Origin of the sequence: Mesorhizobium sp. WSM4989 (assembly GCF_029625795.1) — a bacterium.
In the GTDB taxonomy this organism is placed as follows: domain Bacteria; phylum Pseudomonadota; class Alphaproteobacteria; order Rhizobiales; family Rhizobiaceae; genus Mesorhizobium.
Map to the genome: position 1 here is coordinate 1,309,365 of NZ_JARTVN010000002.1, position 26,507 is coordinate 1,335,871.

Genomic DNA, 26,507 nt, shown 5'->3' on the forward strand with positions numbered 1-26,507 from the left:
CGCGCGCCTTCAAAAGCGACGCTGGCGATGACGCAAAGCGAGTGCTGAATTTCCGACGCCGGCAGATTACCAGACGCGCTTCGTCAGGCCGGTCCAGAGGTAGGACCAAATCGTCGGGTGAAACCACTGTTTCGAGGGCAGGCCGGGATCGATCGTCGTAAGTTTTCCCGCCAGCGCCTCGGCCACTGCCTGGACGCAGATGTCGCGGGAAAATGCCGCCTGCCGCAGCGCGTAGCTGGCGATGGTGTCGCCGCGTTTCGACTTGCCGCGCGCCTGCTTCAGCACTCCGCCGGTGTCGACGCCGGCATCGACCAGATGCACAGTGGTGCCGAAATTCCCTCGATCACCGGAGGCCAGCGCCCAGTAGCCGCCATTCATGCCACGATATTTCGGGGCAATGCCGGCGTGATAGTTGAGCACCGGGCAAGGCATCTTCGCGAGCATATTCCTCGACAGCAGCCGGCAGCCGGCGAGGAGCACGACGCCCGGCCCGATCTTCTCAATCGCCTGAAGGCATTCCGGACCGTTGGCGGAAGGCACATGGATGATCGTCTGGGTCGGGCGAGGTTCTGTCTCGAGCTTTTCCTCGGCAATCAGCCGTGCAGCATGGCCGGCAAAGAACCGCTTGCCAAGCTTGGTCAGCACCATCGTGCCGAGCTGGCCGATGGCCGAGATCCAGCCCTGGCGGCGGGCGCGGCCGAGCAGCAAACGCTTTTTTGATTCAGGGGTTTCGAGGATGACACTCACAGGGCCGACGCGATCGGCGATGGCGTTAACGATTGCCCAGATATGCGGACCGCCTTCGGTGACGACAACAGTCCGCCGCGGACCGGATTCCGACGTTGCCATGGCAAGCACCCGCTCTCAAAGTCGGGCGCATGCTAGGGAGAGCGGGTTAACCCTTGGTGAGCCAATGGTCGCGCATGATCCTGGTCCGAAAACTCTGCAACTTTTCGGGCTCAGTCAGCGCTTGAATTCCATGATGTCGAGCTTCGATTCATAATAGGGCGCGGGGAATTCGATGCGCCACTCGGTGGCACTGTTGCGGAAGGCATAGCCCACTTGGTCGCTTTCGGCGCCGCTGCCATAGGGCTTGGCCTTTTCGTCATTGACCGAAAACGAGCCGAGATAGATGGCGCGCTTCTCACCGTCGTCGAAGAAGCGACCGGTGGTGCGCTGCGAGCCGCTGATCTTCTGCAGCCGCCAACCCGAGCCGTCCCCGGTGACCTTACACTTGAACCAGCCATAGATAACTAGCGGGCTCAAGCCGCCGGCCTTGATGGTGCGACATTTCCAGTTGCCGGTCAGATCCTTGTCGGAGAAAGCGACCAGCGGCTTGGAGAGCAGCGCATCGAGTTGCTTGACCTCAGCCGGATCGCTGGCCTTTGCCTCCTCGAGAGCCGCCTTGCGCGTTTCGCCATATTTATCCAGTCGCGCCTTGTCTGCGGCGGTGATCAGCTTCTGCAACTCGCCGTCGGCATAGGCGGGCAGGGCGAAGCCGATAAGGCAAAGGGCGGCAAGCAGCAGGCGAGGGATCATGGGCGTTTCCCGAATCGGTGGCTGGAATAGCTGTTTGGTCTGCTTGGGGCACAACTTACCCGTTCGCAGGCCGCTGTCATCCGGCTTGCCAGCGGAGGCGAGGGGGCTTCGTCTGCAAGTCGATCGTCCGTTCCGCTGGCCGCCGTTGAAGCAGCCCTGCTCGAGCCTCAAGCGTTGGCTGCCGCCCGCGCCAGTTCGCTCGTCAGATCGCCATAGCCGGTCGAGCGGCGCTCGTAGGCGAGGCCGAGCATGGCGGCGGCTTTCTCGGCAATCTTGTCGAGATCCGGATCGTCGGTTTGCGCGAGATAGATCAGCTTCTCGTAATTGCCGAAATAGTCCTTGATAAGCTCGGGATGCCTGTCGAGCCCGAGCGGCTTGATGAAGAAGGCGTCGAATTGGCGACAGAGGAAGTCGGTCATGTAGAACGACATCATGTCGCCGTCGGCGACCTTCGCGTAGAGGTCCATGCCCTGGTAGAAGGCGAAGCAATGCGGGCCGGCCATGCGCTCCACGCCATGCTTCTCGATCACGCGGTCGAGCATGCCGCCGGTGCCGCAATCGGCATAGCCGACGAAGATGTGTTTGTAGCCTTCCGCCTTGGCCTTTTCGATGGCCTTGTCCATGGCCGGCGCGATGCGGTCCGGATAGAAGTGGAACTCGGCCGGCAGGCAGGTCAACTCAAGGTGATCGAGCTTTAGCTGTTGCTTGACGGCCAAAACTTCGCGCGCAATCATCCCGCAGGCGATGACGAGCAGCCTGTCTGTTTGATTCGGTTTCGTTTTTTGCGTTTTGACCATGAACCAGTCGAGCCGGTTTTCGCTGCGGGGCTAATTATCTGTTGAGGGAGACACCCATGAAACTGCTACGCATCGCGCCGATTGCCATCCTTGCCTGCGCGCTTGCACTCACCGCCTGCGCCAACACCATTCGAGGCGTCGGCAAGGACGTCAAATCGACGGCGAGGGCGGTCAAAGACACTGTCGCCAACTGATCGTTCAGCCTCATCATCATCTGGGAACAAAAAAGCCGCGCTGCAAGGCGCGGCTTTTTTCGATCCATCCTGATGCCCTGGGATCAGGCGGAAGCGCGAACGTTGTGCTTGCGCTTCATGAAGTCCTTGGCGGTCTCGACCGCCACCGCGGCATCGCGGCAATAAGCGTCGGCGCCGACGGCCTTGCCGAATTCCTCGTTGAGCGGCGCACCGCCGACCAGCACGACGTAATCGTCGCGAATGCCCTTTTCCTTCATCGTGTCGATGACGACCTTCATATAGGGCATGGTCGTGGTGAGCAGCGCCGACATGCCGATGATGTCAGGCTGATGCTGCTCGATCGCTTCCAGATATTTCTCGACCGCATTGTTGATGCCGAGGTCGATGACATCGAAGCCGGCGCCTTCCATCATCATGCCGACGAGGTTCTTGCCGATGTCGTGGATGTCGCCCTTGACGGTGCCGATCACCATCTTGCCCTGCTTGGGCGCGCCGGTGGCGGCAAGCAGCGGGCGCAGGATGGCCATGCCGGCCTTCATGGCATTGGCCGAGAGCAGCACTTCCGGCACGAACAGGATGCCGTCGCGGAAATCTTCGCCGACGATGCGCATGCCTTCGACCAGCGCCTCGGTCAGCACCGTGTAGGGCTGCCAGCCGCGCTCAAGAAGGATATGCGTGCCTTCCTCGATCTCTTCCTTCAGCCCGTCATAAAGGTCGTCATGCATCTGCTGCACGAGTTCCTCGTCGGAAAGCTCGGAAAGGATGATCTCGTCGTCGGACATTTTTTCCTCGGGCTCCTTGCTGCTCGGAATGCTTGCTGCAGCTCAAAAATCGATGCGCCAATACCTAACCCGCGAGGGCAAGGTAGCCATAGCTGATTTGCGACTTCCCGCAAAAGGAAAGCGACTGAAAAGTTGGCGGTTTTCTTGTCGATTTTGCGACAGGCGTTGGCGCTGGCGGGCCGTTTCCAATAGGGTGCATGGCTACGATCCGGAAAGAAGCGGCGGCGAACCGGCCGCCAGCCAATTCAGGCCCAAATCTAAAATCTATAGGAAGAACGATCATGAGCGATAACGCGGCAGTCGAGCAGGCAGCGTCGGGCGGACGACGCGGACGCGGCGCCAGCGGCGGCGCGGCGGCTAGGCGCGCGGCGCGCGCAGGCGGCGGTCCGGGCACCCAACTCACCTATATCAAGCGCAAGATCAACGTCTACGAGGTCCTCGACGAGGAAGGCCTGGCGCTGATCGAGAAGAACACAGACACGGTGCTGGAAGAGATCGGCATCATCTTCCGCGACGACGCCGAGGCGCTCGCGCTGTGGAAAGAGGCCGGCGCCGATGTGAAAGGCGAGCGCGTGCATTTTCCCAAGGGGCTTTGCCGCTCGCTGCTCAAGACCGCGCCTTCGATCTACACCCAGCATGCGCGCAATCCGGAGCGTTCGGTGCAGATCGGGGGCAAGGGAACAGTGTTCGCGCCGGTCTACGGCCCGCCCTTCGTGCGCGACCTCGACGGCAACCGCCGCTACGCAACGCTTGAGGATTTCCAGAATTTCGTGAAGCTCGCCTATATGGCGCCGTCGATCCACCATTCGGGCGGCACGGTATGCGAGCCGGTCGACGTGCCGGTCAATAAGCGCCATCTGGACATGATCTATTCGCATATCCGCTATTCGGACAAACCGTTCATGGGCTCGGTGACGGCGCCGGAGCGGGCCGAGGACACGGTGGCGATGGCCAAGATCGTGTTCGGCGAGGATTTCGTCGAGAACAACACGGTGCTGACCAGCCTGATCAACGCCAACTCGCCGATGGTGTTCGACGAGACCATGCTCGGTGCGCTGAAAGTCTATTCGCGCCACAACCAGGCCTGCATTGTCACGCCGTTCATCCTGGCCGGCGCGATGAGCCCGGTGACGGTTGCCGGAACGCTGACGCAGATCCTGGCCGAGGTGCTTGCCGGCGCCTCGTTCACGCAGCTGATCAGGCCCGGCGCGCCGGTGCTGTTCGGCACTTTCGCTTCGTCGATCTCGATGCAGTCGGGCGCGCCGACTTTCGGCACGCCGGAACCGTCGCTGGTCTCCTATGGCGCAGCGCAGCTCGCTCGCCGGCTAGGCCTGCCGTTCCGCACCGGCGGCTCGCTCTGCGCCTCGAAGGTCCCGGATGCGCAGGCGGCCTATGAGAGCGCCAACACGCTGAACTCGACCATCCTTGCCGGCACCAACTTCGTGCTGCATTCGGCCGGCTGGCTCGAGGGCGGACTGGCGTCCTGCTACGAGAAATTCATGATGGACATCGACCAGCTCGGCATGACTCAGAAATTCGCCGAGGGCGTCGACCTGTCGGAGAACGGCCAGGCGATGGACGCCATCCGCCAGGTCGGTCCGGGCAGCCACTATCTCGGCTGCGACCACACGCAGGCGAATTTCCAGACCGCCTTCTACCGCTCCAACATCGCCGACAACAATTCCTACGAGCAGTGGCTGGCCGAAGGCGAAAAGACAGCGCCGCAGCGCGCCAACGAGCTCGCCCGCCGCTGGCTGGAAAGCTACGAAGCACCGCATCTCGATCCGGCGATCGACGAGGCACTGAAGGATTTCATCGACAGGAAGAAGGCCTCGATGGCCGACGCCTTCACTTGAAAGGAGCCCGAGTCAGGCCGGGCTAAAGTCGCCAACATCATCCATAAGGAAGTCTGGCGGAGCGCGTTCTCCGACCCGGACAAGAAGGGATGATCTTTTCGCGCGGCACGATCGAAGGGACCGCGGCCGCGCTTGCCGCCCACGGCCTGATCCTTCGGGGCGGCTTTCGCTTCGCCAGTGATGAAACGGCGCCTGCGGGGCTTTCAGGCGCGCCTGCCAAGTCCGCCCTCCTGGTCGGGCAGGCCGGCGTCGCACTCTGGCCGCACTTCCAGCGCTGGCTTGGGCAGCGGGCCAGCGGGATCGTCAACCCGCTCGACACCTGGTCGCGGGAGGTGATCGGCGCGGTGGCGCAAGCGTTCGGCGCTCGCGCCGTGTCGCCCTCCGACAGGCCCTATCTGCCGTTCCAGCAATGGGCGATGCGGGCGGAAGGGTTGAAGCCGTCGCCGCTCGGCATCCTCATGCATCCGCAGTATGGGCTCTGGCATGCCTATCGCGGCGCGCTGCTGTTCGAGGAAGAGATTTTCCTCCCCGAACCTCAAGAACCGATTCATCTCTGCGACACATGCGTCGAAAAACCCTGCATGAAATCCTGCCCGATCGATGCCTATTCCGAACAGGGTTTTGCCCATGAAGCCTGTCTTGGGCATGTGCGCGGCCCCGGAGGCGGCCTGTGCCGCACGAGCGGCTGCCTCGACCGCAACGCATGTCCCTACGGGGCGGACTATCGCTATCCGCCAGAGGTGCAGGCCTTTCATATGGCGGCCTTTGCTCGGCTGTAAGATGAAGGCCAACCGCACGAAGTCTTGAACGCCAGGCTCCGGGATTGTCTTGCCGGGCCGCTCCAGCCGGATATCTATCGCGCGGACAGACGACGGAGAGCAGCATGGCCAAGCAAGAGATCGAGATCGAAACCCAGGACGGGAAGGCCAAGGCCGGGCTGTTCCGACCGGCGGCGGCGGCCAGGGCCGGCGTCATCCTCTACATGGATATTTTCGGCCCGCGGCCGACGCTCGACCAGATGGCCGAACGCCTCGCAGCGCATGGCTATGCCGTGCTGGTGCCCGATCTGTTCTATCGCAGCGTGCCCTATGGACCGTTCGACCCTAAGACTGCGTTTGGTGAGGATAAGACCAGGGCTCAACTGACGGCGCTGAGCGGTGGCACCACGCAAGAGATGACCATCCGCGACAGCGCGGCCTTCCTCGATGCGCTCACTGCCGAAGGCCTGGACGGGCCGGTCGGCGTCGTCGGCTATTGCATGGGCGGCGCTCGGGCTCTCAATGCCGCCGCGGCCTATCCCGACCGCATTGCTGCCGCGGCCAGCTTCCACGGCGGCAATCTGGCAAGTGATGCGCCCGACAGCCCGCACCGGAAGGCAGCGTCGATCAAGGCACGCATCTACGTCGGGGTCGCCGGCGTGGACCGCAGCTTTCCGCCGGAGCAATCAGCCCGGCTGGCAGAGGCGCTCAGGGTCGCCGAAGTCGACCACACGATCGAGAACTATGTCGGCGTCGGTCATGGCTGGTGCGTCAAGGACCACAGCGTCTATGACGAAGCGGGCGCCGAGCGCCATTGGAAGCGGCTCATCACGCTGTTCGCCGAAACCTTGGGGTAGGGTGCGGAGGCTGCCGCAAAAAAATCTTTCCATCGCCCCAAGGAATCGCCATTAGCCTTCGTCCAACAGGCAAATGACGGCGATGATGCTGGACGACAGCGAAGCCTCCGATGCCGAATTGATCGGGCGGGCGAGGGGCGGAGACCGGGGGGCTTTCGGCAAACTGCTCGAAAGGCACTATGGCTTCGTCTATCGCGCCGCCTATCGCTGGTGCGGCCGCAAGGCCGATGCCGAAGACATCGCCCAGGATGTCTGCGTGCGGCTCGGCCGGGCAATCCGCGACTATCAGGGCAATGGCGTGTTCACGACCTGGCTCTACGCCATGACACTGAACGCTTCGCGCGACATGATGCGCAAGCGCGCCCGCGACAGCGCCAAGACCGAGGCCTTCGGCACGTATGCGCTGATCGCGGGGGAGGGCTCGGCGGAAGCCCAGGACCCGGCCGAGGCGCTGTGGGCGGCGGTGCGCATGCTGCCGGACAAGCAGCGCGACGCGGTGCTGCTCGTCTATGGCGAAGGGTTGAGCCACGCGGCTGCGGCCGAGGTGATGGCGATCTCGGAGGCGACGGTTTCCTGGCACATCCATGAAGCGAAGAAACGGCTGAAGCTGCTCATGCGCTCAGCCGGGGAAGTGTGACCATGGTCGACGACAACGAACTCGAAAGGCTGCGCAATCTGGCAGTTCCGGCGCCGGACAGCGAAGCGCAAACGCGTGCGTTGGCCGCCGCGATGCACGCCTTCGACTTGAACGAAAAAATTTCGACCGCCCCCCAAGGATCGCCGGCAGGTCTTCGTCTCACGGAGCGAGCACAAAGGCTCTGGAGAGAGATCATGCAACGGAAACTCATTGCCACCCCGGCCCTGACCGCGCTGGTCGCGCTGCCTATCGCCGGCTATGCCGCTTTTGAGATGCTGAGGGAGCAGCCGCCCGTTATTTCAAACGGGAAGGTCACCGAAACGGTGGCCGACAAGCCGGTTGCGCAGAAGCCGATACCGAACCAGCCCGCGATCAGCGAGCCGCTGGCGGCCGCGCCTGCCAAGGAGAAGAAGACCGGCGCCGACAGCGAGAGGCGTGTCGAAGACGAGGCGCAGGTCGCACCGGCATCGCCGCCGAAAACTGAATTGAGCCGATCCGATGATCGGACCAGGCAGGAATACGGGGCGTTGAAGGACTTTGCCAAGCAAGTACCACAGGCGCTGCCTGCGCCGCCGCCTGCACCTGCGGAGGTTGACCAGCTGGCCGCCGGCGGACGCGCGAATGCCCAGGCGCCGGCAACCGCCATGCAGCCTGCAGAGATGCCGGCTGGCGCCGTCGCTGGTTTCGGGCCGATGGTTCAGCCGGCGCCCATGCCGGCCGATCAAATGCAGCCGCAAGAGCAAAACCGCGACCGCATCGAGACCTTCAAGACCAATCCGGTGCACCAAGCTGCCCAGGATCCGGTGTCGACCTTCTCGATCGATGTCGACACGGCGTCCTATTCCTTCGTCCGCCGCTCGCTGAAGGAAGGTATTCTGCCCGACCCAGGCACGGTCCGGGTCGAAGAGATGATCAACTACTTCCCTTATGACTGGAAGGGGCCAGACTCGGCCGCGACGCCGTTCAATTCGACTGTCACCGTCATGCCGACGCCCTGGAACGAGCGCACCAAGCTGATGCATGTTGCGATCAAGGGTTTTGACGTGAAGCCGGTCGAGGCGCCGAAGGCAAACCTGGTGTTCCTGATCGATGTTTCGGGTTCGATGGACGAGCCGGACAAGCTGCCGCTCTTGAAGTCGGCGTTCCGGTTGCTGGTCAGCAAGCTCAAGGCCGACGACACCGTCTCCATCGTCACCTATGCCGGCAATGCCGGCACGGTGCTGATGCCGACAAAGGCCGCGGAAAGGCAGAAGATTCTTGCAGCGATAGACAATCTGGAGCCAGGCGGTTCGACCGCCGGCGAGGCAGGCATCAAGGAAGCCTACAAACTTGCGCAGCAGTCTTTCGTCAAGGACGGCATCAACCGCGTGATGCTTGCCACCGACGGCGATTTCAACGTCGGCCAGACCGATGACGACGACCTCAAACGGTTGATCGAGAAGGAGCGCAAGACCGGCGTGTTTCTCTCGGTGTTCGGCTTCGGCCGCGGAAATCTCAACGACCAGATGATGCAGACCATCGCCCAGAACGGCAATGGCACGGCCGCCTATATCGACACGCTTGCCGAGGCCGAGAAGGTGCTGGTCGAGGACGCGTCCTCGACGCTGTTCACCATTGCCAAGGATGTGAAAATCCAAGTCGAGTTCAACCCGGCCAAGATCTCGGAATACCGGCTGGTCGGCTATGAGACGCGGGCGCTCAAGCGCGAGGATTTCAACAATGACCGCGTCGACGCCGGCGATATCGGTTCCGGCCATTCGGTGACGGCGATCTACGAGGTCACGCCCAAGGGAAGCGGCGCCGAGCAGGTCGATCCGTTGCGCTATGGCGAGGCGAAGGTCGACAATGGCGGCGTTGCCAATGCGGGCGAATATGCCTTCGTAAAAATCCGCTACAAGCTGCCGAACGAGAATGTCTCGAAACTGATCACGACACCGGTGACCGCGGCCAACGAGGTGCCGTCCTTCGATGAAGCCGGCGTCGACCAGCGCTTTTCGGTCGCGGTCGCGGCTTTCGGGCAGAAGCTGCGCGACGCGGATCAGACGGCGAATTTCGGCTACGACCGGATCCTGGAGATCGCCAACGCCGCGCGCGGCGCTGATCCGTTCGGCTACAGGGCGGAATTCCTGTCGCTGGTGCGGCTAGCCTCGTCGCTGGGCACCAACAGATAGGGCGGGTGCCGTCCATGGAACAAAAAGCCGGCGGAGGACCTGCCGGCTTTTGCCGATCGTTAAATTGCGCGGCTTTTCCGGAACTTGATCGCAATGCCCTCCTGTTAGTCAAAGCTGATAGAAGTGAGGGGCTGGAATTGCATATCACCGGCAACGTGACGCCGACTGCGGGCAATCTTCAGACGCGAGCACCGTCCGCTCCGTCGGCGGAATCCGCGCGGATCAGGAATAATGTCGATGCGGCCCGCGACACGGCGCTCTCTGCGCTCAACAACGACCGCTTTCGCGTGATGCTGGAGCAGATCAGCGACCCGCGCGCGTCCGGCGCGTTGATGACGATGGGCGGCGACGGCAAGAACAGCGCCGCCACCGATCTCGGTACGGCGCTGTCGCGCTACGCTGAAAACAGCGAATAGAGCAGGCCAACTTCAGGCGCGGCTGCGCCGGCGTTCGCGACGGCCTTCGCCTGCCTCGGCAGCGCTCGCTATCTTGTTGCGCATCGGCCCGATGCGCTCGACGATGGACTCGACCGTCGGACGCGCCGACTTGGTGTGCGCGTCGAGCGCCTTGCGCATCGCGGCAAGGTGAGCGAACGAGGTGCCGCAGCAGCCGCCGACGATCTTGGCGCCCGCATCGACTGCCAGCCGGACATAGTCGGCCATCAGTTCGGGCGTGCCGGAATAGTGGATCTCGCTGCCGCGGAATTCCGGAATGCCGCAATTGCCCTTGACGATCACGGTGGCTTCCGGCTTCGCGTCGGTCATGTCGAGCAGCGAGGCCAGGATGTCGGCTGCGCCGACGCCGCAATTGGCGCCCACACCAAGCGGAGCCTGCGACAGTCCATCCGCAACGCCGTGGATATCCTTGGGCAACAGCCCCATCATCGTGCGGCCGGCCGTATCGAAGGAACCGGTATAGGTGTAGGGCAGGCCGACGCGGATCGCGGCTTCGGCCGCGGCGCGGATCTCATCCGGCGCCGACATGGTCTCGATCCATGCGACTTCGGCTCCGCCGGCCTTCAAGCCCTCGATCTGCTCGGCAAAGGCATCGACCGCTTCCTCATAGGACATAGCGCCGAGCGGCACCAAAAGCTCGCCGGTCGGGCCGACGGAGCCGGCAACGATCACCTTGCGGCCTGCCTTGTCGGACACCGAACGGGCGATTTCGGCGGCGCGCTTGTTCAAGTCATGCACGCGGTCCTGAGCGTGATGCAGCTTCAGCCGATGACGGGTGCCGCCGAAGGAATTGGTCAGGATGATGTCGGCGCCGGCATCGACGAAATTCTGATGCAGCGCGGCGATGGTGTCGGGCGCCGTCTCGTTGAGCAGCTCGGGGGCTTCGCCGGCCTCAAGTCCCATCGCGAACAAATTGGTGCCGGTGGCGCCGTCGGCCAGCAGCACGCCTTTTTCGGCAAGCAATGCGTCGATCGGATTGGTGGCGGTCATGGCTCTGGCTTTCGCATCTTGAATTCAAATAACGATATAAAGAAGTCTTTATATCTAGTCAATGAATTTGCGCCCCCGCTCTTGCATGAGTTTCCTAAAACGGACGGGTCGGCCAGGTTGGTCGCCGCATGCCAGCATGGCGATGATGGCCGCGTTCAGACAGAGCCTGAGGTGAAGGAGATCCCGGCCAGCTTCTGCGTGAAGCTCGCCGCCTCATGCGCGTTGATGTCGGCGGCTCGGACCAGATTGTCGAAGTGGCTGGTCAGGGTACGGACCGGCTGGGTGGCGTTCAGCACCAGATACATGTCGCCGACATAGATTGCGGCGCGGTACGGCCCGAAGATCGTATAAGGGATCGAATAGCGCATGCGGCCGTCATAGAGGAAGAGGCGGAAGGTCGGGTAAAGGTCGTCGAGGAGCGTTGCCATGTGCAGCAATTGCCGGCGGCGCTCGGCTTCCGGGAACCGGTCCCAGACGCCGAGCCCGCGTGCGAAAATCTCCAGCGTATGGCGCGGCATGCAGACCTCCATGTCGGTCTCGGGCCGCCTGTTGTAGTCGATGCGGTATTGCGTTTCGCCGGCCTGCGCCTCGCGGCTCTTGTTGGTAATGCCGGCCTCGTATTCGACAAGGGCCTCGGTGCGCAGGAGGTCCGGAATGCCCGCCGGCACGTAGCGGATCTTGGTGCCGACCGCCTCGGCGTGCCACTTGGCAAGTAGCGTGCGGTCAAAGCCGTCCGGCGCCTCCTCGATCTCGAGGCTTTCGCGAATCTCGCCGGTGACGCCTTCGTCCTGGCTAAGGCCCAGCAGCCAATCGAGCGATACCTTGAACTCGGCGGCGATGTTGAGAAGCGTCTCGGCGCGGGGCAGGCGCGTCGAGGCGCCCGACAGGAGCTGCGACAGCGCCGAACGATCGATACCGACGGCGCTCGCGAAGGCCGACTGGTTCAAGTCCGAGCGTGTCAAGAGCAATTTCAGGCGCTCTCTGAAGACCGTCGACAGATCACGCTTGTCCATCACGCCGCTCCTTTCCAGTGGAGGAAAAATTTGCGCCCAGGCCTGTGGTTAGGTGCTCAGGCGCAAATGAATCCCCAAATCTGTTTACAATATATAACATATGCAGCCAAATATGCGCATTCGCAACAGATTGTTCACTTTGTCGCGTTGCGACAACGACAGGCTCCTGACACAATGCTGTCAGGAATCAAAGTGGTTCCGGCGACTGGAAGGCAGTGGTCGATAGCATGACTGGCATACGCAAGAGACATAGCAGCACACCGGCCGTGGAATGGCCGACAGTATTCCTCACACTGTTCTGTTATGGCGCCTGGCTTGCCACCGGCTTCCTGCTTTGGCCTTCCTATCCGCTGCTGGCCCTTGTCGCCTTGGCCTTGATACTGGCCCTGCAATCCTCGCTGATGCACGAAGTGCTGCATGGCCATCCGACCCGCAACGCCAGCATCAACGAAGCCTTCGTCATCCTGCCGATCGGGCTGGTCTGGCCGTTCCGCCGTTTCAAGGCGATCCATCTTCGCCACCACGCCGACGAGCGGCTGACCGACCCGCTCGACGATCCGGAAAGCTATTACCAGGCGCTCTGGATGCATGCGGAAATGCCGCCGGCGATGAAGGTCCTGCTCAAGATCAACAACACAATGGTCGGCCGCTTCGTTCTCGGACCTTGGCTGTCGTCGATCGGCTTCTTCCTCGAAGACGCCAGACAGATGGCCGCCGGCGACAAGGCGATCCGCAAAGCCTGGCTGCTGCATGCGGTCGGACTTGCAGTGGTCGTGCCGATCGTGACCTTCGGCTTCGGCATCCCGCTCTGGCTCTACATACTGGGGCCGGTGTGGCTCGGCCAGTCCCTGATTTCGGTGCGCACCTATGCCGAGCATCAGTGGTCGGAACACCCGGAGGGCCGCACGATCATCGTCGAGCGGTCGCCGCTCTCCTTCCTGTTCCTCAACAACAACCTGCATTTCGTGCACCACAAGAGCCCGACCGTCGCCTGGTACAGACTGCCGAAGATGTTTCGCGATCGCCGCGAAGAATGGCTGCGGATGAACAACGGCTACGTCTATCCGAATTATTTCGCGCTGATCAAATCATTTGCCTTCAAGGCCAAGGAGCCGGTGGTGCATCCGGTGCTGCGCCGCGCGCCCGAACCCGGCCGTGCCTTCAAGCCGCGCATCAGAGCGCGTAATGTGAGTGGACTTGGCACGGCTCCGGTGCCGGCTGAGCCGCCGAAAGAGTAATTTCGAACTTTCGCGACTGCTTTATCGCCGCGGAATTCAGGCGCCGATGACCGCCTGTTTTGAAAGCTGTTCGTCATGAGCAAGTTGATTGCGGCTCTGCCGATGTATGACTGGCCGGAAGTTCGCGGCGAGATCGACGCGCAATGGGCGCAGCTCCGCGACGCTTTTCGACGGAGGGGTATCGACGCGCCGGAAAGAATGGCGCGCAGCAATCGCGACCTGCCGCCGGTGTCCGGCGGCATCCAAGACGGCGCCGGGAAGCTGATAGCGCCCGACCCCGCGACATTGCCCCCGGACGAGTTCGATTTTCACCAGCTCTGGCTGAGCCCGGCGCTGCTTTTCGGACAGACCTGCTGGGGGCCGATGGAGCTCGGCCTGGCCAGGCATGTGCAGGTGGTCGCTCAGCCAAGCTATGACGCCTTCGAGGGCGGGCAGGGCGAGCTCTATTCCAGCGCGCTGGTGATGCCGGCTGATGGCGGGACGTCGGTTGCCTCGCCCGAGGATGGCAAGGCCGTCATCCCGCTCGATCTCATCCGCGGCAAGCGCTTCATCTTCAACAATCCGGATTCGATGTCCGGGCTGCTCGGGCTGACGCGCGACCTGGAGGCGATCGGCGAAAGTCTGGGCGTCTTCGCCTCGTGCGGCGAAAGCGGCGGCCACCGGTCGTCGATCGTCGCCATCGCCGAGGGCAGGGCCGATATCGCCGCCATCGACTGCCAGAGCTGGGCATTGGCGCAGCGATTCGAGCCGGCGGCGCGGCGCGTGAAAGTGGTCGGCTGGACGACCAGGCGGAAGGGATTGCCGTTTATCTCGGCCAGGGCCACATCGGCGGACGTCGTTGCGTCCATGCGCGAGGCCATCGCCGAGCTTGGCTTGGACGGGTCAGTTGCCAAGCAGCTTTTCGTCGAGCGGGTAGGCTGAGAGTTTTTCGTTGCCGGTCTCGGTGATGAGGATCTGCTCCTCGATCTTGACGCCCTCGCGGCCGCCGAGCCTGCCGATATAGCTTTCCACGCACAGCACCATGCCGGGTTCCAGGACGCCATCCGGCGTGTCGTCCGTCCAGTCGCTGGCATGCGGCAGGGTCGGATATTCGTCCGCCAGACCGACGCCGTGGTAGAGCACGCCGTAGCGCGCCGGGAAGCAGTCTCCCGGCGGCACGGCGGAGCGTTCGACGAGATCGCGGAAGGAAATGCCCGGCCGCATCAATACCGTGTTGTGGGCGATCTGGTCGGCGGCGATGCGGAACAGGTCATGCTGCTCGTCGGACGGCCGGCCATCGCCGCAGAGCCAGGTGCGCGAGAGGTCGGCGCAAAATCCATAGGGACCGATGAGGTCGGTGTCGAAGGCGACGAGATCGCCGTCCTCGACGATGCGCGACGAGCATTCCTGGAACCAGGGGTTGGTGCGCGGCCCGGACGACAGAAGCCGGGTCTCGATCCATTCGCCGCCGCGCGCGATGTTGCCGCGATGCAGTTCCGCCCAGAGCTCGTTCTCGGAAATGCCAGGCTTCAGCGCCCCTTCCATCTCGCCCATCGCCGCCTCGCAGGCGACAATGGCGCGGCGCATGGCGAGGATCTCGTCGGGCGACTTTATGAGGCGCGCATTCTCCATCACCGGCTCGCCATTGCCGACTGTTATGCCGCGGCGGGCAAGCTCTTCGACGCCTTCCGGATTGATGTGGTCGACGGCGATCCGCCGATTGCCGCCGCCGTGCTCGGCAAGGAGCTCGGCGATGCCGGCCGCCCAGCGGCGGACCTTCTTGTCGGTCAGCTCGCCGCTATAAAGATACATCCACGACACCGCCGGCCGCACCTCGTCGACGACGCCGGCGTGATCCGACAAATGCTCGCAGGAGAAATAGTCGAACAGCACCACAGGGCCTTCTGTGGCGACGAAACAGTGGCGGGTCGGGTTGTGCGCGACCCAGAGCTGCATGTTGGTCGAATCCGTCGCGTAGCGGATGTTGACCGGATCGTAGAGCAGGGCGCCCGCATAGTCGCGGCGCCTGAGTTCGGCGCGGATGCGCTCGAGCCGATAGGTTCGCATGGCAGGCAGGTCGGGAGCGGCGATGCCTGCCGCCGCCCATTCGGCTTCGGCTACCGCGCCATAGCCCAGAGCGTGCTGGTTGAGCGCGGCAGCCTTCTCGCGGGAGGCGGCGCGCAGCGCCTCGACGGAGCCGGGTTCGAACGGCATGATCTTGCGGTGGCGGCCGAAACGTTGTGTGTCCATGCGGTCCCCTGGCTGTCTATTGCGGCGTCGTCATGTGCAGCCTGGTGATCGTGACCTGGCGCGGTGCGTTCCCCAACTGCGGCACCGCGATGCGCCGATGGACAGTGTCCATCACATAGCCGGCCTCGGTGATCCTCTTGAAGATGACGGAAGCCGGTTCCTCGTCATCCGCGAGCACAAGCACCGCGGGCTCGCGGATCGACTTGGCGAAATCGGGTATCTCGTCGTCGAGCACGATGAGATCGGGATCGACGAGGCGGAGATTGCCGATCCAGAACCAACTCGAGACCACAGTGCCGACCGGTCCGTCGGCTGTCAGATGACGATGGAGCGAAGCGTAGTCCAAGCGCACGATGCTGCCGCGGTTGTCGCCGCCGTGGACCTGCATGTACCAGCTTACCGGAAGCACCAGGATGGCCATCACGGCGCCGACGAAGACGATTGTAGCCTGCGTCTTCCTGCCCCTTTCCCCCATCGCGTCCAGCCGCATGGCAATGGCGACCGGCAACAGCACGAATACGGGCAGCATCCAGCGATCGCGAAACTGTGTGATGCCTCCCGCCAGCACCACCACGAGCGTGATCAGCAAGGCGAAGCCTATCGCTCGCCAGACCAGCGTCTCTGGCCACGGTGCGGCCTCGGGCGGTGGTGCGGATTGCTTGCGCGCCAGGAAAAACGCGACGGCAAAGATCGTGGCCGGCAGCCCGGCGAAATTGAGTATCGCATTGCCCAAGCCGCGGATGCCGCGAGACAGGGTCTTTGCCGCGCTGCCCCCCTCGGCGACGCCCAGGCCACCGCTGTGCGCCAGCAGGTCTCCCAGATGCGTGAGGCTCCAGTAGAATGTGGGCAGGCAGGCGAGGATCGCCACAACCACACTGATCAGGAAACGGCGATCGAAGATCGCCTCACGTGTTTCGCGGACGGACAGCGCCGCAAGGAACAGCGCAGCGAGAAAGATCACCTCATTGTATTTCGACAGCATTGCGGCGGCGGTCGCCAAGCCAAGCAGCACATACGCGGTAGTCGAGCGCCGTTTCTGCAACTCGGCGACTGCCAGGAGCAGCAGCGATGAAAAGCAAAAAACCGCGACCGAGTGGGTGAGGGCATGCTGCATCTCCCATACGATCTGTGGAAACAGCAGCAGGCCGAACATGGCGGCGGTCGCCGCGCGGGCTGAGTAGCCCAGGCGGCGCACTGTGGCGAAGGACGCGACCAATCCACCGGCCAGCAGCGTGTATTTGACGATCTTGAGCGCGAGAATGCTGGTTCCAACCAGCGAGGCCGTGAGGATGCCGAACCAGGTGTATAAAGGCGGCTGCGAGCCGCCATAGCCGGCCGCGAGGAAGCGCATCGCCATCAACTGTTCGGCGTCGTCGACGCCGACGCCGGTGCCCACGAAATGGGACGAGAGCGGCATAACCACGATCTGGACCAGGCAATAGGCAAGTGCAAACGCGATTGCGGCACTGAAAGGGCCGCCCCGTTCATCGCAGAGCCAGTCGGTCCATTTCTCCAGCTGCCGCAAGGGTCGTCTTCTCATCTGATGCGTTGGTGGCCGGTTGCTATATAGCCGGCCACCAACACGATCCGAAAGCGGTACATTGCGGCTTCCTGGAATCAGGTGCGCATCTTCTCGCCGCTCGGGTCGAAGGGCGGTTCGACGTTGATGCGGGCCGGGCGGCGGTGGCCGAGGATCTCGATCTCGAACAGGCCGGCGCTCTCGTCCTCGGCAAGGGCCGCCGGCACATAGCCCTGCGCCATCGACTTTTGCACGTAGTGCGCATAGCCGCCCGAGGTCACCCAGCCGACAACGCGCCACTCGCCATCGACGATGCCGCGCACGGCCGAAGCGCCTTCGGCGGCTTCGGAGCCGCGCACTTCCTTGCCCGTCTCGTCGAAGCGCGGCGCGCCGTAGCCATGCGGTTTCTCCACCGTGCCATAATCCTTGCTGACCTTGGCCCAGATCGGCTCGTCGCCCATCACGTCGGCGTCCGCAGCATCGACGATGAAGGAGACGCGGCGCAGCTTCGGCCCTTGCGCCTGCTCCCTGGCAGCCGCCTCGCGGCCAATGAAGTCGTTCTTCTCCAGCTTGATGAAGCGGTCCATCGAGCCTTCGAACGGCCCGTAGATCGGACGCAACTCGCGGAACCAGGTTGGGAAGTTCTTTTCGAGACGCATCGACAGCAGCGCGCGCATGCCGAAATCGACGAGGCCGAATTCCTCGCCTGCTTCCTTGATCGCCTTGTAGACGAGGCGCTGATAGGCGGGGGCCATCCAGATCTCGTAGCCGAGGTCGCCGGTATAGGTGATGCGGTTGACCATGCAGGGCGCGCCGCCGACCGCCATCTCGCGGAAGTCCATGAAGCGGAAGGCCTTGGTCGAGACGTCGACGTCCACGAGTTTCTGCAGCAAATCCCGCGAGCTCGGTCCGGCGATGGACAGGCCGACCAGCGTCTGGTCGAAGCGGTGGATGCGCACAGAACCATCCTTGGGCAGGTGCTTCTCGAACCAGCGCATATGGTATTTCTGCGCGGCCGAAGAGCCCCAGATCATGAAACGGTCCTCACCGGTCTTGGCGATGGTGAAGTCGCCGATCAGCCTGCCGAACTCGTTGACCATCGGGGTGAGCACAATGCGGCCGGTCTTCGGCATCCGGTTGGTCATCAGCCGGTTGAGGAAATCCTCGGCGCCGGGCCCGGAAACTTCGTACTTGGCAAAGTTGGCGATCTCGTTGACGCCGACCCGTTCGCGCGTCGCGCGAACTTCCTCGCCGATCGGGCCGAAATCGTTGGAGCGGTGGAAGGAGACGATGTCCTTTGGCTCGGTGCCCTTTGGCGCGAACCAGAGCGGGGTTTCCAGTCCCCACGAGTCGCCCATGACCGCATTGTTGGCGAGCATCGTGTCGTAGAGCGGCGTCGTCTGCGCCGGCCGGGCGGCCGGCAGTTCCTCGTTCGGGAAGCGGATCGAGAAGCGCCGCGAATAATTCTCGCGCACCTTGGCGTTGGTGTAGCGCAGCGTCGCCCATTCGCCGAAGCGGGCGACATCCATGCCCCAGACGTCGAAGCCCGGATCGCCGTGCACCATCCAGTTGGACAGCGCCAGGCCAACGCCGCCGCCCTGGCTGAAGCCGGCCATGACGGCGCAGGCGCACCAGAAGTTGGTCAGGCCCTGGACTGGGCCGACCAGCGGGTTGCCGTCGAGCGCGAAGGTGAAGGGGCCGTTGATGATCTGTTTGATGCCGGCCTTCTCGATGCCGGGGAAATGCTTGAAGCCGATCTCCAGCGACGGCGCGATGCGGTCGATGTCGGGTGGCAAGAGTTCATGACCGAAATCCCAGGGCGTGTTGACCGGCGACCATGGCTTGCAGGCTTTTTCATAGGTGCCGAGCAGGATGCCGTTGCGCTCCTGGCGGGTGTAAATCTCGCCCTTGAAGTCGAGCACGCCGATCATCTCGCGGCCGGTCGATCTGTTGAATTCCTCGACCTCCGGCATCGGCTCGGTGAGCAGGTACATGTGCTCCATCGCCAGCACCGGCAGCTCGACGCCGACCATGCGGCCGATCTCGCGCGCCCACAGCCCGCCGCAATTGACGACATGCTCGGCTTTCACCGTGCCTTGCTCGGTGACGACGTTCCAGGTGCCGTCGGCTTCCTGCGTCAGCTCGACGACGCGGTTGCGCAGCACGATCTCAGCGCCGAGTTTTCGCGTGGCCTTGGCGTAGGCGTGGGTCGTGCCGGAGGGGTCGAGATGGCCTTCGACGGGATCCCACATGGCGCCGACGAAATTCTTCTCGTCCATCAGCGGGAACATCGCCTTGGCTTCGGACGGCGTGATCAGCTCGGTATCCATGCCGAGATAGCGGCCCTTGGCGTGGGCGAGCCGCAGGAAATCCATGCGCTCGGGGGTATCGGCCATCATCACGCCGCCGGTCAGATGCAGCGAGCAGGACTGGCCGGAAAGCTCCTCGATCTCCTTGTAGAGCTGGACGGTATAAGCCTGCAGCTTGGCGACGTTCGGGTCGCCGTTCAGGGTGTGGAAGCCGCCCGCCGCGTGCCAGGACGAGCCGGAGGTCAGCTCCGAGCGCTCGATCAGCATGATGTCGGTCCAGCCGGCCTTGGCGAGGTGGTAGAGCACCGAGCAGCCGACGACACCGCCGCCGATGACAACCGCTTTAACATGGGATTTCATGAAGATAGGTCCGTTTTTGCAGAGACTGAATCGAGTGAGCGGGGCGTGAAAGATCAAAAATCGGTCGGCGCGCCGCCTTCGGCGCGGCGCTTCTCGACGAAGTCGTTGAGCTCCTCGCGGATGGCCGGGTCCATATACGGCTCTTCGTAGGCTGCGAGGCGCTCCTTCCATACCTTGTTGGTGCGTTCCAGCGCCGTCGGCGAACCCGCCTCGGTCCAGGTCTCGAAATTGCGCCAGTCGGAGACGATCGGCGAGTAGAAGGCTGTCTTGTAGCGCTCCTGCGTGTGCTGGGTGCCGAAGAAATGGCCGCCCGGGCCGACCGACTGGATGGCGTCGAAGCCGAGCGCGTCTTCGGAGAGATCGAGCGGGGTGAGAAATTCGGCCACCATCTGCAGGAGGTCGATGTCGAGGATGGTCTTTTCGTAGGAGCAGCGCAGGCCGCCTTCCAGCCAGCCGGCGCCGTGCATCATCAGATTGCCGCCGCCCTGGATGGCGCCCCACAGCGAAAAGACGCTTTCATAGGCGGCCTGCGCGTCGACCGTGTTGGCGGCGCAGGTGTTTGAGGTGCGGTAGGGGATATTGTAACGGCGGGCGAGCTGGCCGCCGGCGAGCTGCGCCTTCATGTATTCGGGCGTGCCGAAGGCCGGTGCGCCCGACTTCATGTCGACATTGGAGGTGAAGCCGCCATAGCCGACCGGCGCGCCCTTCTTCACCATCTGGGCAAAGGCGATGCCGGAGAGCGCCTCGGCATTCTGCTGCACCAGCGCGCCGGCGATGGTAACGGGCGCCATGGCGCCGGAGAGCGTGAACGGCGTGACGATCACCGCCTGGCCCATGCTGGCCATTTGGATGATGCCTTCCATCATCGGCACGTCGAGCTTGAGCGGCGAATTGGTGTTGATGATGGTGAAGACCGACGGCTCCTCCATCAGCTGCTCGCGGCTGACGCCGCGCGCGATGCGGGCGATCTCGATGCCGTCGACATTGCGTTCCTTGCCGAGCGAATAGATGTGGAAGACCTTGTCGGTCAGCGTGGCGAGGTCGCGGATGCATTCGAGATGCCGGACCGAGGGATGGATGTCGATCGGCTCGACCGGATAGCCGCCGGTGCACTGCAGGATGTTGTGCATCTGCGCCAGGCGCAGGAAATTGCGGTAGTCGACCTGGTTGCCGGGGCGGCGGCCGCGGTCGAGGTCGGAGCAGTTCGGCGCCGAGGCCATCATCGACAGGATGACGTTGTTGCCGCCGAAGCGCAGATTGTGCGCCGGGTTGCGGGCGTGCAGCGTGAACTCCGGCGGACAGTACGCGATGAGCTCGAGGATCATGTCGCTGTCGAAGCGAACGCGCTCGCTGCCTTCGCGAACGTCGGCGCCATGCGCCTTCATGATGCGGCGGGCTTCGTCATGCAGCACGTCGACGCCGATCTCCTTCAAAACGCGCAGCGAGGCGAGGTGGATCGATTCCAGTTCGTCGTCGGACACCAGCCTGGTGGGCACCAGCGGGTTCTTAAGCTGCCGGAACGGCGGCTGCTCGAAGGCTGCCGATCCGCCGGCGCGTTTGCCAGCACGGCCGCCGCGGCGGGCGCGATCTGTTGCCAATGCCGGTTCGGCGGGATGAAGGGCGGCAGTCATGAGAGGCCTCGTGGGGATGCGAAAGTGGTCGGCATAATGGACCGGCGGCAATGCTGCCGGTAAGGAGGCGGCGACCACTAGGGCGAGGGAAGCGACATGACGGAAGGGCAGATTGGCCCGCCGAATTGCCGCCGCCAAAGCATTCCCTGCCGGCGTTCCTGACAAGGATTGGCTGGAACATGCGCCCTTGCCGTCAGTTGGCCCTTACGGCTGTCGCCGGCAGCGGCTAAGCCTCCGTTGAATGGAGCAGGAATGATGGCTCTGGTGAAATCGGAGACCGGCGAGACGGTGCAGTGGGCCGCGATTACCGGCGTGATCGCGACCGTGTCGGTGTTCGCCATCGCGCAGGGGCTTTCCTATCCGCTGCTGAGCTTCATCCTGCAGCGTCAGGGCGTGTCGCCGGCGGTGATCGGCCTGTCGGCCGCGATGACGCCGGTCGGTTTCATCCTGTCCTCGCCGCTGATCCCGGGGCTGGCGCGCCGGTTCGGAGCGGGGCGGACTGCGCTCATCTGCGCCGGGCTCTCGGCCCTGGTGCTGGCGCTGATCGGCTGGACCCAGGACGTCTATTTGTGGTTCCCACTGCGCTTCCTGGTCGGCGTGGTCACCAATCCGCTTTATGTGCTCAGCGAAATCTGGGTGATCGCGCTGGCGCCGCCGTCGCGGCGCGGGCGCGTCATGGGCATCTATTCGACCATCATCTCGGCTGGGTTCGCGGCCGGACCGCTCTGCCTGCTGGCGGTCGGCACGGAGGGTTGGCCGCCTTTTCTGGTCGGCATCTTTGCTTTTCTTTTCTGCGGCGCCTGCCTGGCGGTCGTGGTGAAACGTCTGCCTAGGGTCGACGAGGCAGGTGAAAAAGTTTCTGTGCTGGGCTTCATGCCGCTCGCCTGGCTGCTCCTGTCGGCGGTCGTCGCCGCCGCCGGTTTCGAGCAGTCGGTGCTGGCGCTGCTTCCCGTCTATGGCACCCACTTCGACATTCCCGAGACGCGCATGTCGGCGCTGCTGTCGACGATGATCGCCGGCAACATCGCCATGCAGGTGCCGCTCGGCCTGCTCGCCGAAAGACTGACGGCGCGCCTCGTGCGATTCGGCTGTGTCTCGGTGACGGTTCTTGGCTGCGCGCTCTTGCCGGCGCTCATCGAGACGCCGCTGATCTGGCCTTGCGTCTTCATCTGGGGCGCGGTGTCCTACGGGATCTATACGATGTCGATCATCGAGCTCGGCGAGCGTTTTACCGGCTCGGCGCTGGTCGCGGGCAATGCCTCCTTCTCCTTGATGTGGGGCGTCGGTGGCATCCTCGTGCCGCCGCTGACCGGCGGTGTGATGGACCTGATCGGCGCCGCAGGGCTTCCGGTGACGCTCGGCGCGATCTGCGCGGCGCTGGCTGTAGCCACCGTCATTCGCCGGCGGGTGATGTAGGGCCGGCTGGCTGAGCGCAGGCAGCGCTGCTCTTGAATGTTGGCACGGCGAACGCGATGTAGGCAGGGCCGCCAGACCCGGAGACCAGCATGACCAGCCCGATGACCCAAACCCAGCCTGAATTGCCGGTCGAGGATCCTTTCCTGTGGCTGGAGGATCGCAACGGCAAGGAAGCGCTTGAGTGGGTCCATCGCCAGAATGCGACGACTGTCGCCGAACTGCAGGGCGATCCATCCTATCAGGCGGCATTCGAGACCGCGCTCGACCTGATGACGGCCGAGGACAATATCCCGGTCGGATCGGCGCTCGCCGGTTACGTCTACAATTTTTGGCAGGACAAGACCAACGCGCTGGGCTTGTGGCGCCGCACGACGGTCGCCTCCTACAAGACCGACAAGCCGGAATGGGAAACGATCCTCGATTTCGATCAGCTCTCGGCCAAGGAAGGCGTGAAATGGGTGTTCGGCGGCGCGACCCGGCTCTATCCCGATTTCGACCGCTGCCTGCTGTTCATGTCGCCGGACGGCGGCGACGCCAGCGAGATGCGCGAGTTCGACATTGCGACCAAATCCTTCGTCGAGGACGGGTTTCGGGCACCGGCTTCGAAGTCGGGGTTTTCCTGGCTGGACAGGGATACGGTGATCGTCTCGGCGGCTTTCGAGGACGAGGACAAAACTCACTCAGGCTATCCGCGGGTGATCAAGCTCTGGCGGCGCGGCACGAAGCTGGAGGAGGCGACGCCGATCTTCGAGGGCGAAAAAAATCATCTCGCGGTCGGCGGCGGCGTGGAGTTCGATGGCGACAAGAAACATGTCATGCTCGGCAAGACCATCGACTTCTTCACCTCGCACAGTTTTCTCCGGCTGGCTTCGGGCGAGAACCGGCGCATCCCGCTGCCCGACGACGCGACCGACACCGCGATCTTCAAGGGACAGCTGGTCTTTGGCGTCCGCAGTCCGTGGACGGCGCCGGACGGCACGCGCTGCCTGCCGGATGGGCTCTATTCCGTGGATTTCGACCGCTGGATTGAAACCGGTTCGTTCGAACCGGTCGAGACGCTGCTCAAACCGGAGCCCCGCGTTTCAATCGCAGGTCTCGCGAGGACGCAGGACCGGCTGTTCATCAACCTGATGGACAATGTGCGCGGCAAGGTCGTCGTTTGCGACCGCACCGGCAATGGCTGGTCGGTGAAGCCGGTCGACCTGCCCGACAAGGGCAATGTCGGCATCAGCCATGCCGAGCATTTCGGCTCCAGCGTCTCCTTCTCCTTCACCGATTTCCTGACGCCGAGCTCGATCATATGGTCGGACGACAATGGCGACACACTTCAAACCGTGAAATCGCAGCCGGCGCGCTTCGATGCATCGCCCTATACTTCGGAGCAGTTCGAGGCGCGCTCGAAGGACGGCACGATGATCCCGTATTTCGTCGTCAGGCGGCGCGACCAGACGGGACCGGTGCCGGCGCTGCTCTATGGCTATGGCGGCTTCGAAGTGCCGCTCTTGCCCGGCTATGCCGGGATCCGCGGCAGGCTCTGGCTGGACAAGGGCCATGCCTATGTGCAGGCCAATATCCGCGGCGGCGGCGAGTTCGGCCCGGCCTGGCATCAGGCGGCGCTCAAGGGCAAGCGCCAGAAAGCGTTCGATGATTTCGCCGCGGTCGCCGAGGATGTGGTCAGGCGCGGCATCACCACGGCGGCACAACTCGGCATCCAGGGCGGCTCGAATGGCGGCCTGCTGACCGGCGTCTCGCTGACGCAGCGTCCGGAGCTGTTCGGCGCCGTCATCATCGACGTGCCGCTGCTCGACATGCTGCGCTACACCGAACTGCCGCCCGGTGCCTCGTGGATGGCGGAATATGGCGATCCGTCAAAGCCGGAGGAGGCTGCATGGCTCGCCGCCTATTCACCCTATCAGCGTGTGGCGACCAGTGCCGTTTATCCGCCGGTGCTGCTGATGACCTCGACCGCGGACGACCGCGTCCATCCGGGGCATGCGCGCAAGATGGCGGCGCGGCTCCAGGCCGCCGGTCACGGCAAGACGCTGTTCTTCGAGGAGACCGAAGGCGGCCATGGCGGGCGCGGCGATCGCCGGCCCCAGGCCGCGCAAACGGCGATGCGCTACGTCTTTCTGCAGCGCACGCTTGCCGGTCCAGCTTGAATTGCTGGCCGTTGGCGGCTTAAGGTGCCGCCATGGTCCGCATCAGCACATCAGGCGCCTTCGGGGTCGCGGTGACGCCGTCACCGCGCACGCTGCGCGCCGAGCTTTTGCGGCTGTGCGCCCGCATCGGCTATTCGCCGCCCCGTTTCCTCTGACGAATCCGCCCCGGCCACCGCCGGATTGATTCAAGAGGAAAGACAAACCCATGACCTATCAGAACTATTCGCTGAAGCAGCTTCAGCAGATCGATGCCGCGCATCACCTTCATCCCTTCACCGACCATAAGGAACTGCGTGAAGCGGGCTCTCGCATCATCACCCACGCCAAAGGGCCGTTCATCTATGATTCCGACGGAACGGAAATCCTCGACGGCATGGCGGGCCTCTGGTGCGTCAATGTCGGCTACGGCCGCGACGAACTGGCGGAGGCCGCCTGCGCCCAGATGAAGGAGCTGCCCTACTACAACTCCTTCTTCAAGTGTTCGACGCCTACACCGGTGCTGCTGTCGCAGAAGCTGGCGGAACTGGCGCCGGAGCATGTCGGTCAGGTCTTCTACGGCTCGTCCGGTTCCGAGGCCAACGACACAGCGCTGCGGCTCGTGCGCCACTATTGGGCGCTCGAAGGCAAGCCTGAGAAGAACCGGATCATCTCGCGCAAGATGGCCTATCACGGCTCGACGATCGCCGGCACCTCGCTCGGCGGCATGGAGCCCATGCACAAGCAGCTCGGCGGCGCGGTGCCGAACATCGTCCATGTGATGATGCCCTATGCCTATGAGCTCGCGCTGGCCGGCGAAAGCGACCACGATTTCGGCCTGCGCGCCGCCAAGGCCGTCGAGGACGCCATCCTCGAAGCCGGCGCCGACAAGGTCGCCGCCTTTATCGGCGAGCCGGTGATGGGTGCGGGCGGTGTGAAAATCCCGCCGATCAGCTACTGGCCGGAGGTGCAGCGCATCTGCCGCAAATACGATGTGCTCTTGATGCTCGACGAGGTGATTACCGGCTATGGCCGCACCGGCGAATGGTTCGCGGCGCAGACCTTTGACGTCCAGCCCGACACCATCACCACCGCCAAGGCGCTGACCTCCGGCTACCAGCCGCTGTCGGCGCTCCTGGTCGGCGACCGCATCAGCAGGACGCTCGTCGAAAAGGGCGGCGAGTTCTACCACGGCTACACCTATTCCGGTCACCCGGTCGCGTGCGCGGTGGCCCTGAAGAACCTCGAGATCATTGAACGGGAAGGTCTGGTCGAGCGCGTCAGGACCGACACCGGTCCCTATTTCGCGCAGGCGCTGCAGGAGCGCATCGCCGGCCACAGGCTGGTCGGCGAGGTGCGCTCGATCGGTCTTATGGGTGCGATAGAGATCGTCAAGGACAAGGCGACCAAGGAACGATACCTGCCGTCGGGAAGTGCGGCGGTCGTCGTGCGCGATCACGCGATCTCGCAGGGCATGATGCTGCGCGCCACCGGCGACACGATGATACTGTCGCCGCCGCTGATCTGGACGCGCGACACCATCGACATGTCCTGCGAGCGCATCGCCAAGGCGCTCGACCTTGCGGAGGCGGATTTGCGGAAGCGCTGAGAAAACACAGCC

At 63.7% G+C, this 26,507-nt stretch carries 23 protein-coding genes; 13 read left to right on the forward strand and 10 right to left on the reverse strand.

Annotated features, from left to right (window positions below; all coding sequences use genetic code 11):
* Window positions 1-66 precede the first annotated feature (66 nt).
* The 3 genes from P9217_RS18990 to P9217_RS19000 form a co-directional block, all read right to left on the reverse strand.
* Window positions 67-849: a formyl transferase gene (locus tag P9217_RS18990; protein WP_067329308.1), complete on the reverse strand. Its 783-nt coding sequence runs from the start codon at window positions 847-849 to the stop codon at window positions 67-69.
* Window positions 850-963: 114 nt separating this feature from the next.
* Window positions 964-1,539, reverse strand: coding sequence for a DUF4893 domain-containing protein (locus P9217_RS18995; RefSeq protein WP_278087700.1), 576 nt, complete (start codon window positions 1,537-1,539; stop codon window positions 964-966).
* Window positions 1,540-1,706: 167 nt separating this feature from the next.
* Window positions 1,707-2,336, reverse strand: coding sequence for a DUF1638 domain-containing protein (locus P9217_RS19000; RefSeq protein ID WP_095801944.1), 630 nt, complete (start codon window positions 2,334-2,336; stop codon window positions 1,707-1,709).
* A 56-nt stretch (window positions 2,337-2,392) separates the two neighbouring features.
* On the opposite strand from P9217_RS19000, the gene P9217_RS19005 reads away from it, so the two are divergent.
* Entirely contained in the window at window positions 2,393-2,530 is a 138-nt protein-coding gene (locus P9217_RS19005; protein WP_019858698.1) for an entericidin A/B family lipoprotein, read from the forward strand.
* Window positions 2,531-2,613: 83 nt separating this feature from the next.
* Here the strand turns inward: P9217_RS19005 and P9217_RS19010 are convergent, their stop codons facing one another.
* On the reverse strand, window positions 2,614-3,312 hold the full coding sequence (locus P9217_RS19010; protein ID WP_066999684.1) for a B12-binding domain-containing protein: 699 nt from the start codon (window positions 3,310-3,312) through the stop codon (window positions 2,614-2,616).
* A 281-nt stretch (window positions 3,313-3,593) separates the two neighbouring features.
* Between P9217_RS19010 and P9217_RS19015 the strand changes: the two genes are divergently transcribed.
* From P9217_RS19015 to P9217_RS19040, 6 genes are all read left to right on the forward strand, one after another.
* Entirely contained in the window at window positions 3,594-5,168 is a 1,575-nt protein-coding gene (locus P9217_RS19015; RefSeq protein WP_278087699.1) for a trimethylamine methyltransferase family protein, read from the forward strand.
* 89 nt (window positions 5,169-5,257) lie between these two features.
* Complete coding sequence (locus P9217_RS19020; RefSeq protein WP_278087698.1) at window positions 5,258-5,947, forward strand: hypothetical protein; 690 nt, start codon at window positions 5,258-5,260, stop codon at window positions 5,945-5,947.
* A 104-nt stretch (window positions 5,948-6,051) separates the two neighbouring features.
* Window positions 6,052-6,783 carry a dienelactone hydrolase family protein gene (locus P9217_RS19025; RefSeq protein ID WP_278087697.1) on the forward strand — a complete coding sequence of 244 codons (732 nt, stop codon included), beginning with the start codon at window positions 6,052-6,054 and terminating at the stop codon, window positions 6,781-6,783.
* A 73-nt stretch (window positions 6,784-6,856) separates the two neighbouring features.
* The gene (locus tag P9217_RS19030) at window positions 6,857-7,420 is read left to right on the forward strand and encodes an RNA polymerase sigma factor (RefSeq protein ID WP_095801941.1); all 564 of its coding nucleotides are present in this window, start codon (window positions 6,857-6,859) and stop codon (window positions 7,418-7,420) included.
* Between the two features lie 2 nt (window positions 7,421-7,422).
* Window positions 7,423-9,591: a von Willebrand factor type A domain-containing protein gene (locus tag P9217_RS19035; protein WP_278087696.1), complete on the forward strand. Its 2,169-nt coding sequence runs from the start codon at window positions 7,423-7,425 to the stop codon at window positions 9,589-9,591.
* A gap of 14 nt (window positions 9,592-9,605) precedes the next feature.
* Window positions 9,606-10,007 (forward strand): hypothetical protein, encoded by a 402-nt coding sequence (locus P9217_RS19040; protein WP_245433184.1) that lies wholly within the window; start codon window positions 9,606-9,608, stop codon window positions 10,005-10,007.
* Between the two features lie 12 nt (window positions 10,008-10,019).
* On the opposite strand, the gene bmt is transcribed toward P9217_RS19040, so the two are convergent.
* Window positions 10,020-11,036 (reverse strand): betaine--homocysteine S-methyltransferase, encoded by a 1,017-nt coding sequence (bmt, locus tag P9217_RS19045; protein WP_066999705.1) that lies wholly within the window; start codon window positions 11,034-11,036, stop codon window positions 10,020-10,022.
* 155 nt (window positions 11,037-11,191) lie between these two features.
* Window positions 11,192-12,049 (reverse strand): helix-turn-helix transcriptional regulator, encoded by an 858-nt coding sequence (locus P9217_RS19050; protein WP_278087695.1) that lies wholly within the window; start codon window positions 12,047-12,049, stop codon window positions 11,192-11,194.
* A 227-nt stretch (window positions 12,050-12,276) separates the two neighbouring features.
* Between P9217_RS19050 and P9217_RS19055 the strand changes: the two genes are divergently transcribed.
* Both P9217_RS19055 and P9217_RS19060 read left to right on the forward strand, forming a co-directional pair.
* The gene (locus P9217_RS19055; RefSeq protein ID WP_095801937.1) at window positions 12,277-13,287 is read left to right on the forward strand and encodes a fatty acid desaturase; all 1,011 of its coding nucleotides are present in this window, start codon (window positions 12,277-12,279) and stop codon (window positions 13,285-13,287) included.
* Between the two features lie 75 nt (window positions 13,288-13,362).
* Window positions 13,363-14,208: a PhnD/SsuA/transferrin family substrate-binding protein gene (locus tag P9217_RS19060; RefSeq protein WP_278088302.1), complete on the forward strand. Its 846-nt coding sequence runs from the start codon at window positions 13,363-13,365 to the stop codon at window positions 14,206-14,208.
* On the opposite strand, the gene P9217_RS19065 is transcribed toward P9217_RS19060, so the two are convergent.
* From P9217_RS19065 to P9217_RS19080, 4 genes are all read right to left on the reverse strand, one after another.
* On the reverse strand, window positions 14,170-15,516 hold the full coding sequence (locus P9217_RS19065; protein WP_278087694.1) for a Xaa-Pro peptidase family protein: 1,347 nt from the start codon (window positions 15,514-15,516) through the stop codon (window positions 14,170-14,172). The two genes, P9217_RS19060 and P9217_RS19065, sit on opposite strands and share 39 nt — an antisense overlap.
* Window positions 15,517-15,532: 16 nt before the next feature.
* A complete protein-coding gene (locus tag P9217_RS19070; RefSeq protein ID WP_278087693.1) occupies window positions 15,533-17,041 on the reverse strand; it encodes a glycosyltransferase family 39 protein in 1,509 nt (502 codons plus the stop codon).
* A 92-nt stretch (window positions 17,042-17,133) separates the two neighbouring features.
* A complete protein-coding gene (locus P9217_RS19075) occupies window positions 17,134-19,704 on the reverse strand; it encodes an FAD-dependent oxidoreductase (RefSeq protein ID WP_278087692.1) in 2,571 nt (856 codons plus the stop codon).
* A 53-nt stretch (window positions 19,705-19,757) separates the two neighbouring features.
* Complete coding sequence (locus P9217_RS19080) at window positions 19,758-21,335, reverse strand: trimethylamine methyltransferase family protein (RefSeq protein ID WP_066999726.1); 1,578 nt, start codon at window positions 21,333-21,335, stop codon at window positions 19,758-19,760.
* Between the two features lie 255 nt (window positions 21,336-21,590).
* On the opposite strand from P9217_RS19080, the gene P9217_RS19085 reads away from it, so the two are divergent.
* The 4 genes from P9217_RS19085 (at window position 21,591) to P9217_RS19100 (ending at window position 26,495) form a co-directional block, all read left to right on the forward strand.
* Entirely contained in the window at window positions 21,591-22,751 is a 1,161-nt protein-coding gene (locus P9217_RS19085; protein ID WP_278087691.1) for an MFS transporter, read from the forward strand.
* Between the two features lie 89 nt (window positions 22,752-22,840).
* On the forward strand, window positions 22,841-24,910 hold the full coding sequence (locus P9217_RS19090; RefSeq protein ID WP_278087690.1) for a prolyl oligopeptidase family protein: 2,070 nt from the start codon (window positions 22,841-22,843) through the stop codon (window positions 24,908-24,910).
* Window positions 24,911-24,942: 32 nt separating this feature from the next.
* Complete coding sequence (locus P9217_RS19095; RefSeq protein ID WP_066999731.1) at window positions 24,943-25,065, forward strand: capsid protein; 123 nt, start codon at window positions 24,943-24,945, stop codon at window positions 25,063-25,065.
* Window positions 25,066-25,115: 50 nt separating this feature from the next.
* A complete protein-coding gene (locus P9217_RS19100; protein WP_278087689.1) occupies window positions 25,116-26,495 on the forward strand; it encodes an aspartate aminotransferase family protein in 1,380 nt (459 codons plus the stop codon).
* Window positions 26,496-26,507 lie beyond the last annotated feature (12 nt).

What these genes read in the sequence shown, in the direction of transcription:
- P9217_RS19015 (WP_278087699.1), top strand. Translation starts at nt 3,594, where the DNA reads ATGAGCGATAACGCGGCAGTCGAGCAGGCAGCGTCGGGCGGACGACGC.
- P9217_RS19010 (WP_066999684.1), bottom strand. Translation starts at nt 3,312, where the DNA reads ATGTCCGACGACGAGATCATCCTTTCCGAGCTTTCCGACGAGGAACTC.
- P9217_RS18990 (WP_067329308.1), bottom strand. Translation starts at nt 849, where the DNA reads ATGGCAACGTCGGAATCCGGTCCGCGGCGGACTGTTGTCGTCACCGAA.
- P9217_RS19035 (WP_278087696.1), top strand. Translation starts at nt 7,423, where the DNA reads ATGGTCGACGACAACGAACTCGAAAGGCTGCGCAATCTGGCAGTTCCG.
- P9217_RS19040 (WP_245433184.1), top strand. Translation starts at nt 9,606, where the DNA reads ATGGAACAAAAAGCCGGCGGAGGACCTGCCGGCTTTTGCCGATCGTTA.
- P9217_RS19080 (WP_066999726.1), bottom strand. Translation starts at nt 21,335, where the DNA reads ATGACTGCCGCCCTTCATCCCGCCGAACCGGCATTGGCAACAGATCGC.
- P9217_RS19020 (WP_278087698.1), top strand. Translation starts at nt 5,258, where the DNA reads ATGATCTTTTCGCGCGGCACGATCGAAGGGACCGCGGCCGCGCTTGCC.
- P9217_RS19085 (WP_278087691.1), top strand. Translation starts at nt 21,591, where the DNA reads ATGGCTCTGGTGAAATCGGAGACCGGCGAGACGGTGCAGTGGGCCGCG.
- P9217_RS18995 (WP_278087700.1), bottom strand. Translation starts at nt 1,539, where the DNA reads ATGATCCCTCGCCTGCTGCTTGCCGCCCTTTGCCTTATCGGCTTCGCC.
- bmt (WP_066999705.1), bottom strand. Translation starts at nt 11,036, where the DNA reads ATGACCGCCACCAATCCGATCGACGCATTGCTTGCCGAAAAAGGCGTG.
- P9217_RS19090 (WP_278087690.1), top strand. Translation starts at nt 22,841, where the DNA reads ATGACCAGCCCGATGACCCAAACCCAGCCTGAATTGCCGGTCGAGGAT.
- P9217_RS19000 (WP_095801944.1), bottom strand. Translation starts at nt 2,336, where the DNA reads ATGGTCAAAACGCAAAAAACGAAACCGAATCAAACAGACAGGCTGCTC.
- P9217_RS19065 (WP_278087694.1), bottom strand. Translation starts at nt 15,516, where the DNA reads ATGGACACACAACGTTTCGGCCGCCACCGCAAGATCATGCCGTTCGAA.
- P9217_RS19075 (WP_278087692.1), bottom strand. Translation starts at nt 19,704, where the DNA reads ATGAAATCCCATGTTAAAGCGGTTGTCATCGGCGGCGGTGTCGTCGGC.
- P9217_RS19100 (WP_278087689.1), top strand. Translation starts at nt 25,116, where the DNA reads ATGACCTATCAGAACTATTCGCTGAAGCAGCTTCAGCAGATCGATGCC.
- P9217_RS19025 (WP_278087697.1), top strand. Translation starts at nt 6,052, where the DNA reads ATGGCCAAGCAAGAGATCGAGATCGAAACCCAGGACGGGAAGGCCAAG.
- P9217_RS19060 (WP_278088302.1), top strand. Translation starts at nt 13,363, where the DNA reads ATGAGCAAGTTGATTGCGGCTCTGCCGATGTATGACTGGCCGGAAGTT.
- P9217_RS19055 (WP_095801937.1), top strand. Translation starts at nt 12,277, where the DNA reads ATGACTGGCATACGCAAGAGACATAGCAGCACACCGGCCGTGGAATGG.
- P9217_RS19050 (WP_278087695.1), bottom strand. Translation starts at nt 12,049, where the DNA reads ATGGACAAGCGTGATCTGTCGACGGTCTTCAGAGAGCGCCTGAAATTG.
- P9217_RS19005 (WP_019858698.1), top strand. Translation starts at nt 2,393, where the DNA reads ATGAAACTGCTACGCATCGCGCCGATTGCCATCCTTGCCTGCGCGCTT.
- P9217_RS19030 (WP_095801941.1), top strand. Translation starts at nt 6,857, where the DNA reads ATGACGGCGATGATGCTGGACGACAGCGAAGCCTCCGATGCCGAATTG.
- P9217_RS19095 (WP_066999731.1), top strand. Translation starts at nt 24,943, where the DNA reads ATGGTCCGCATCAGCACATCAGGCGCCTTCGGGGTCGCGGTGACGCCG.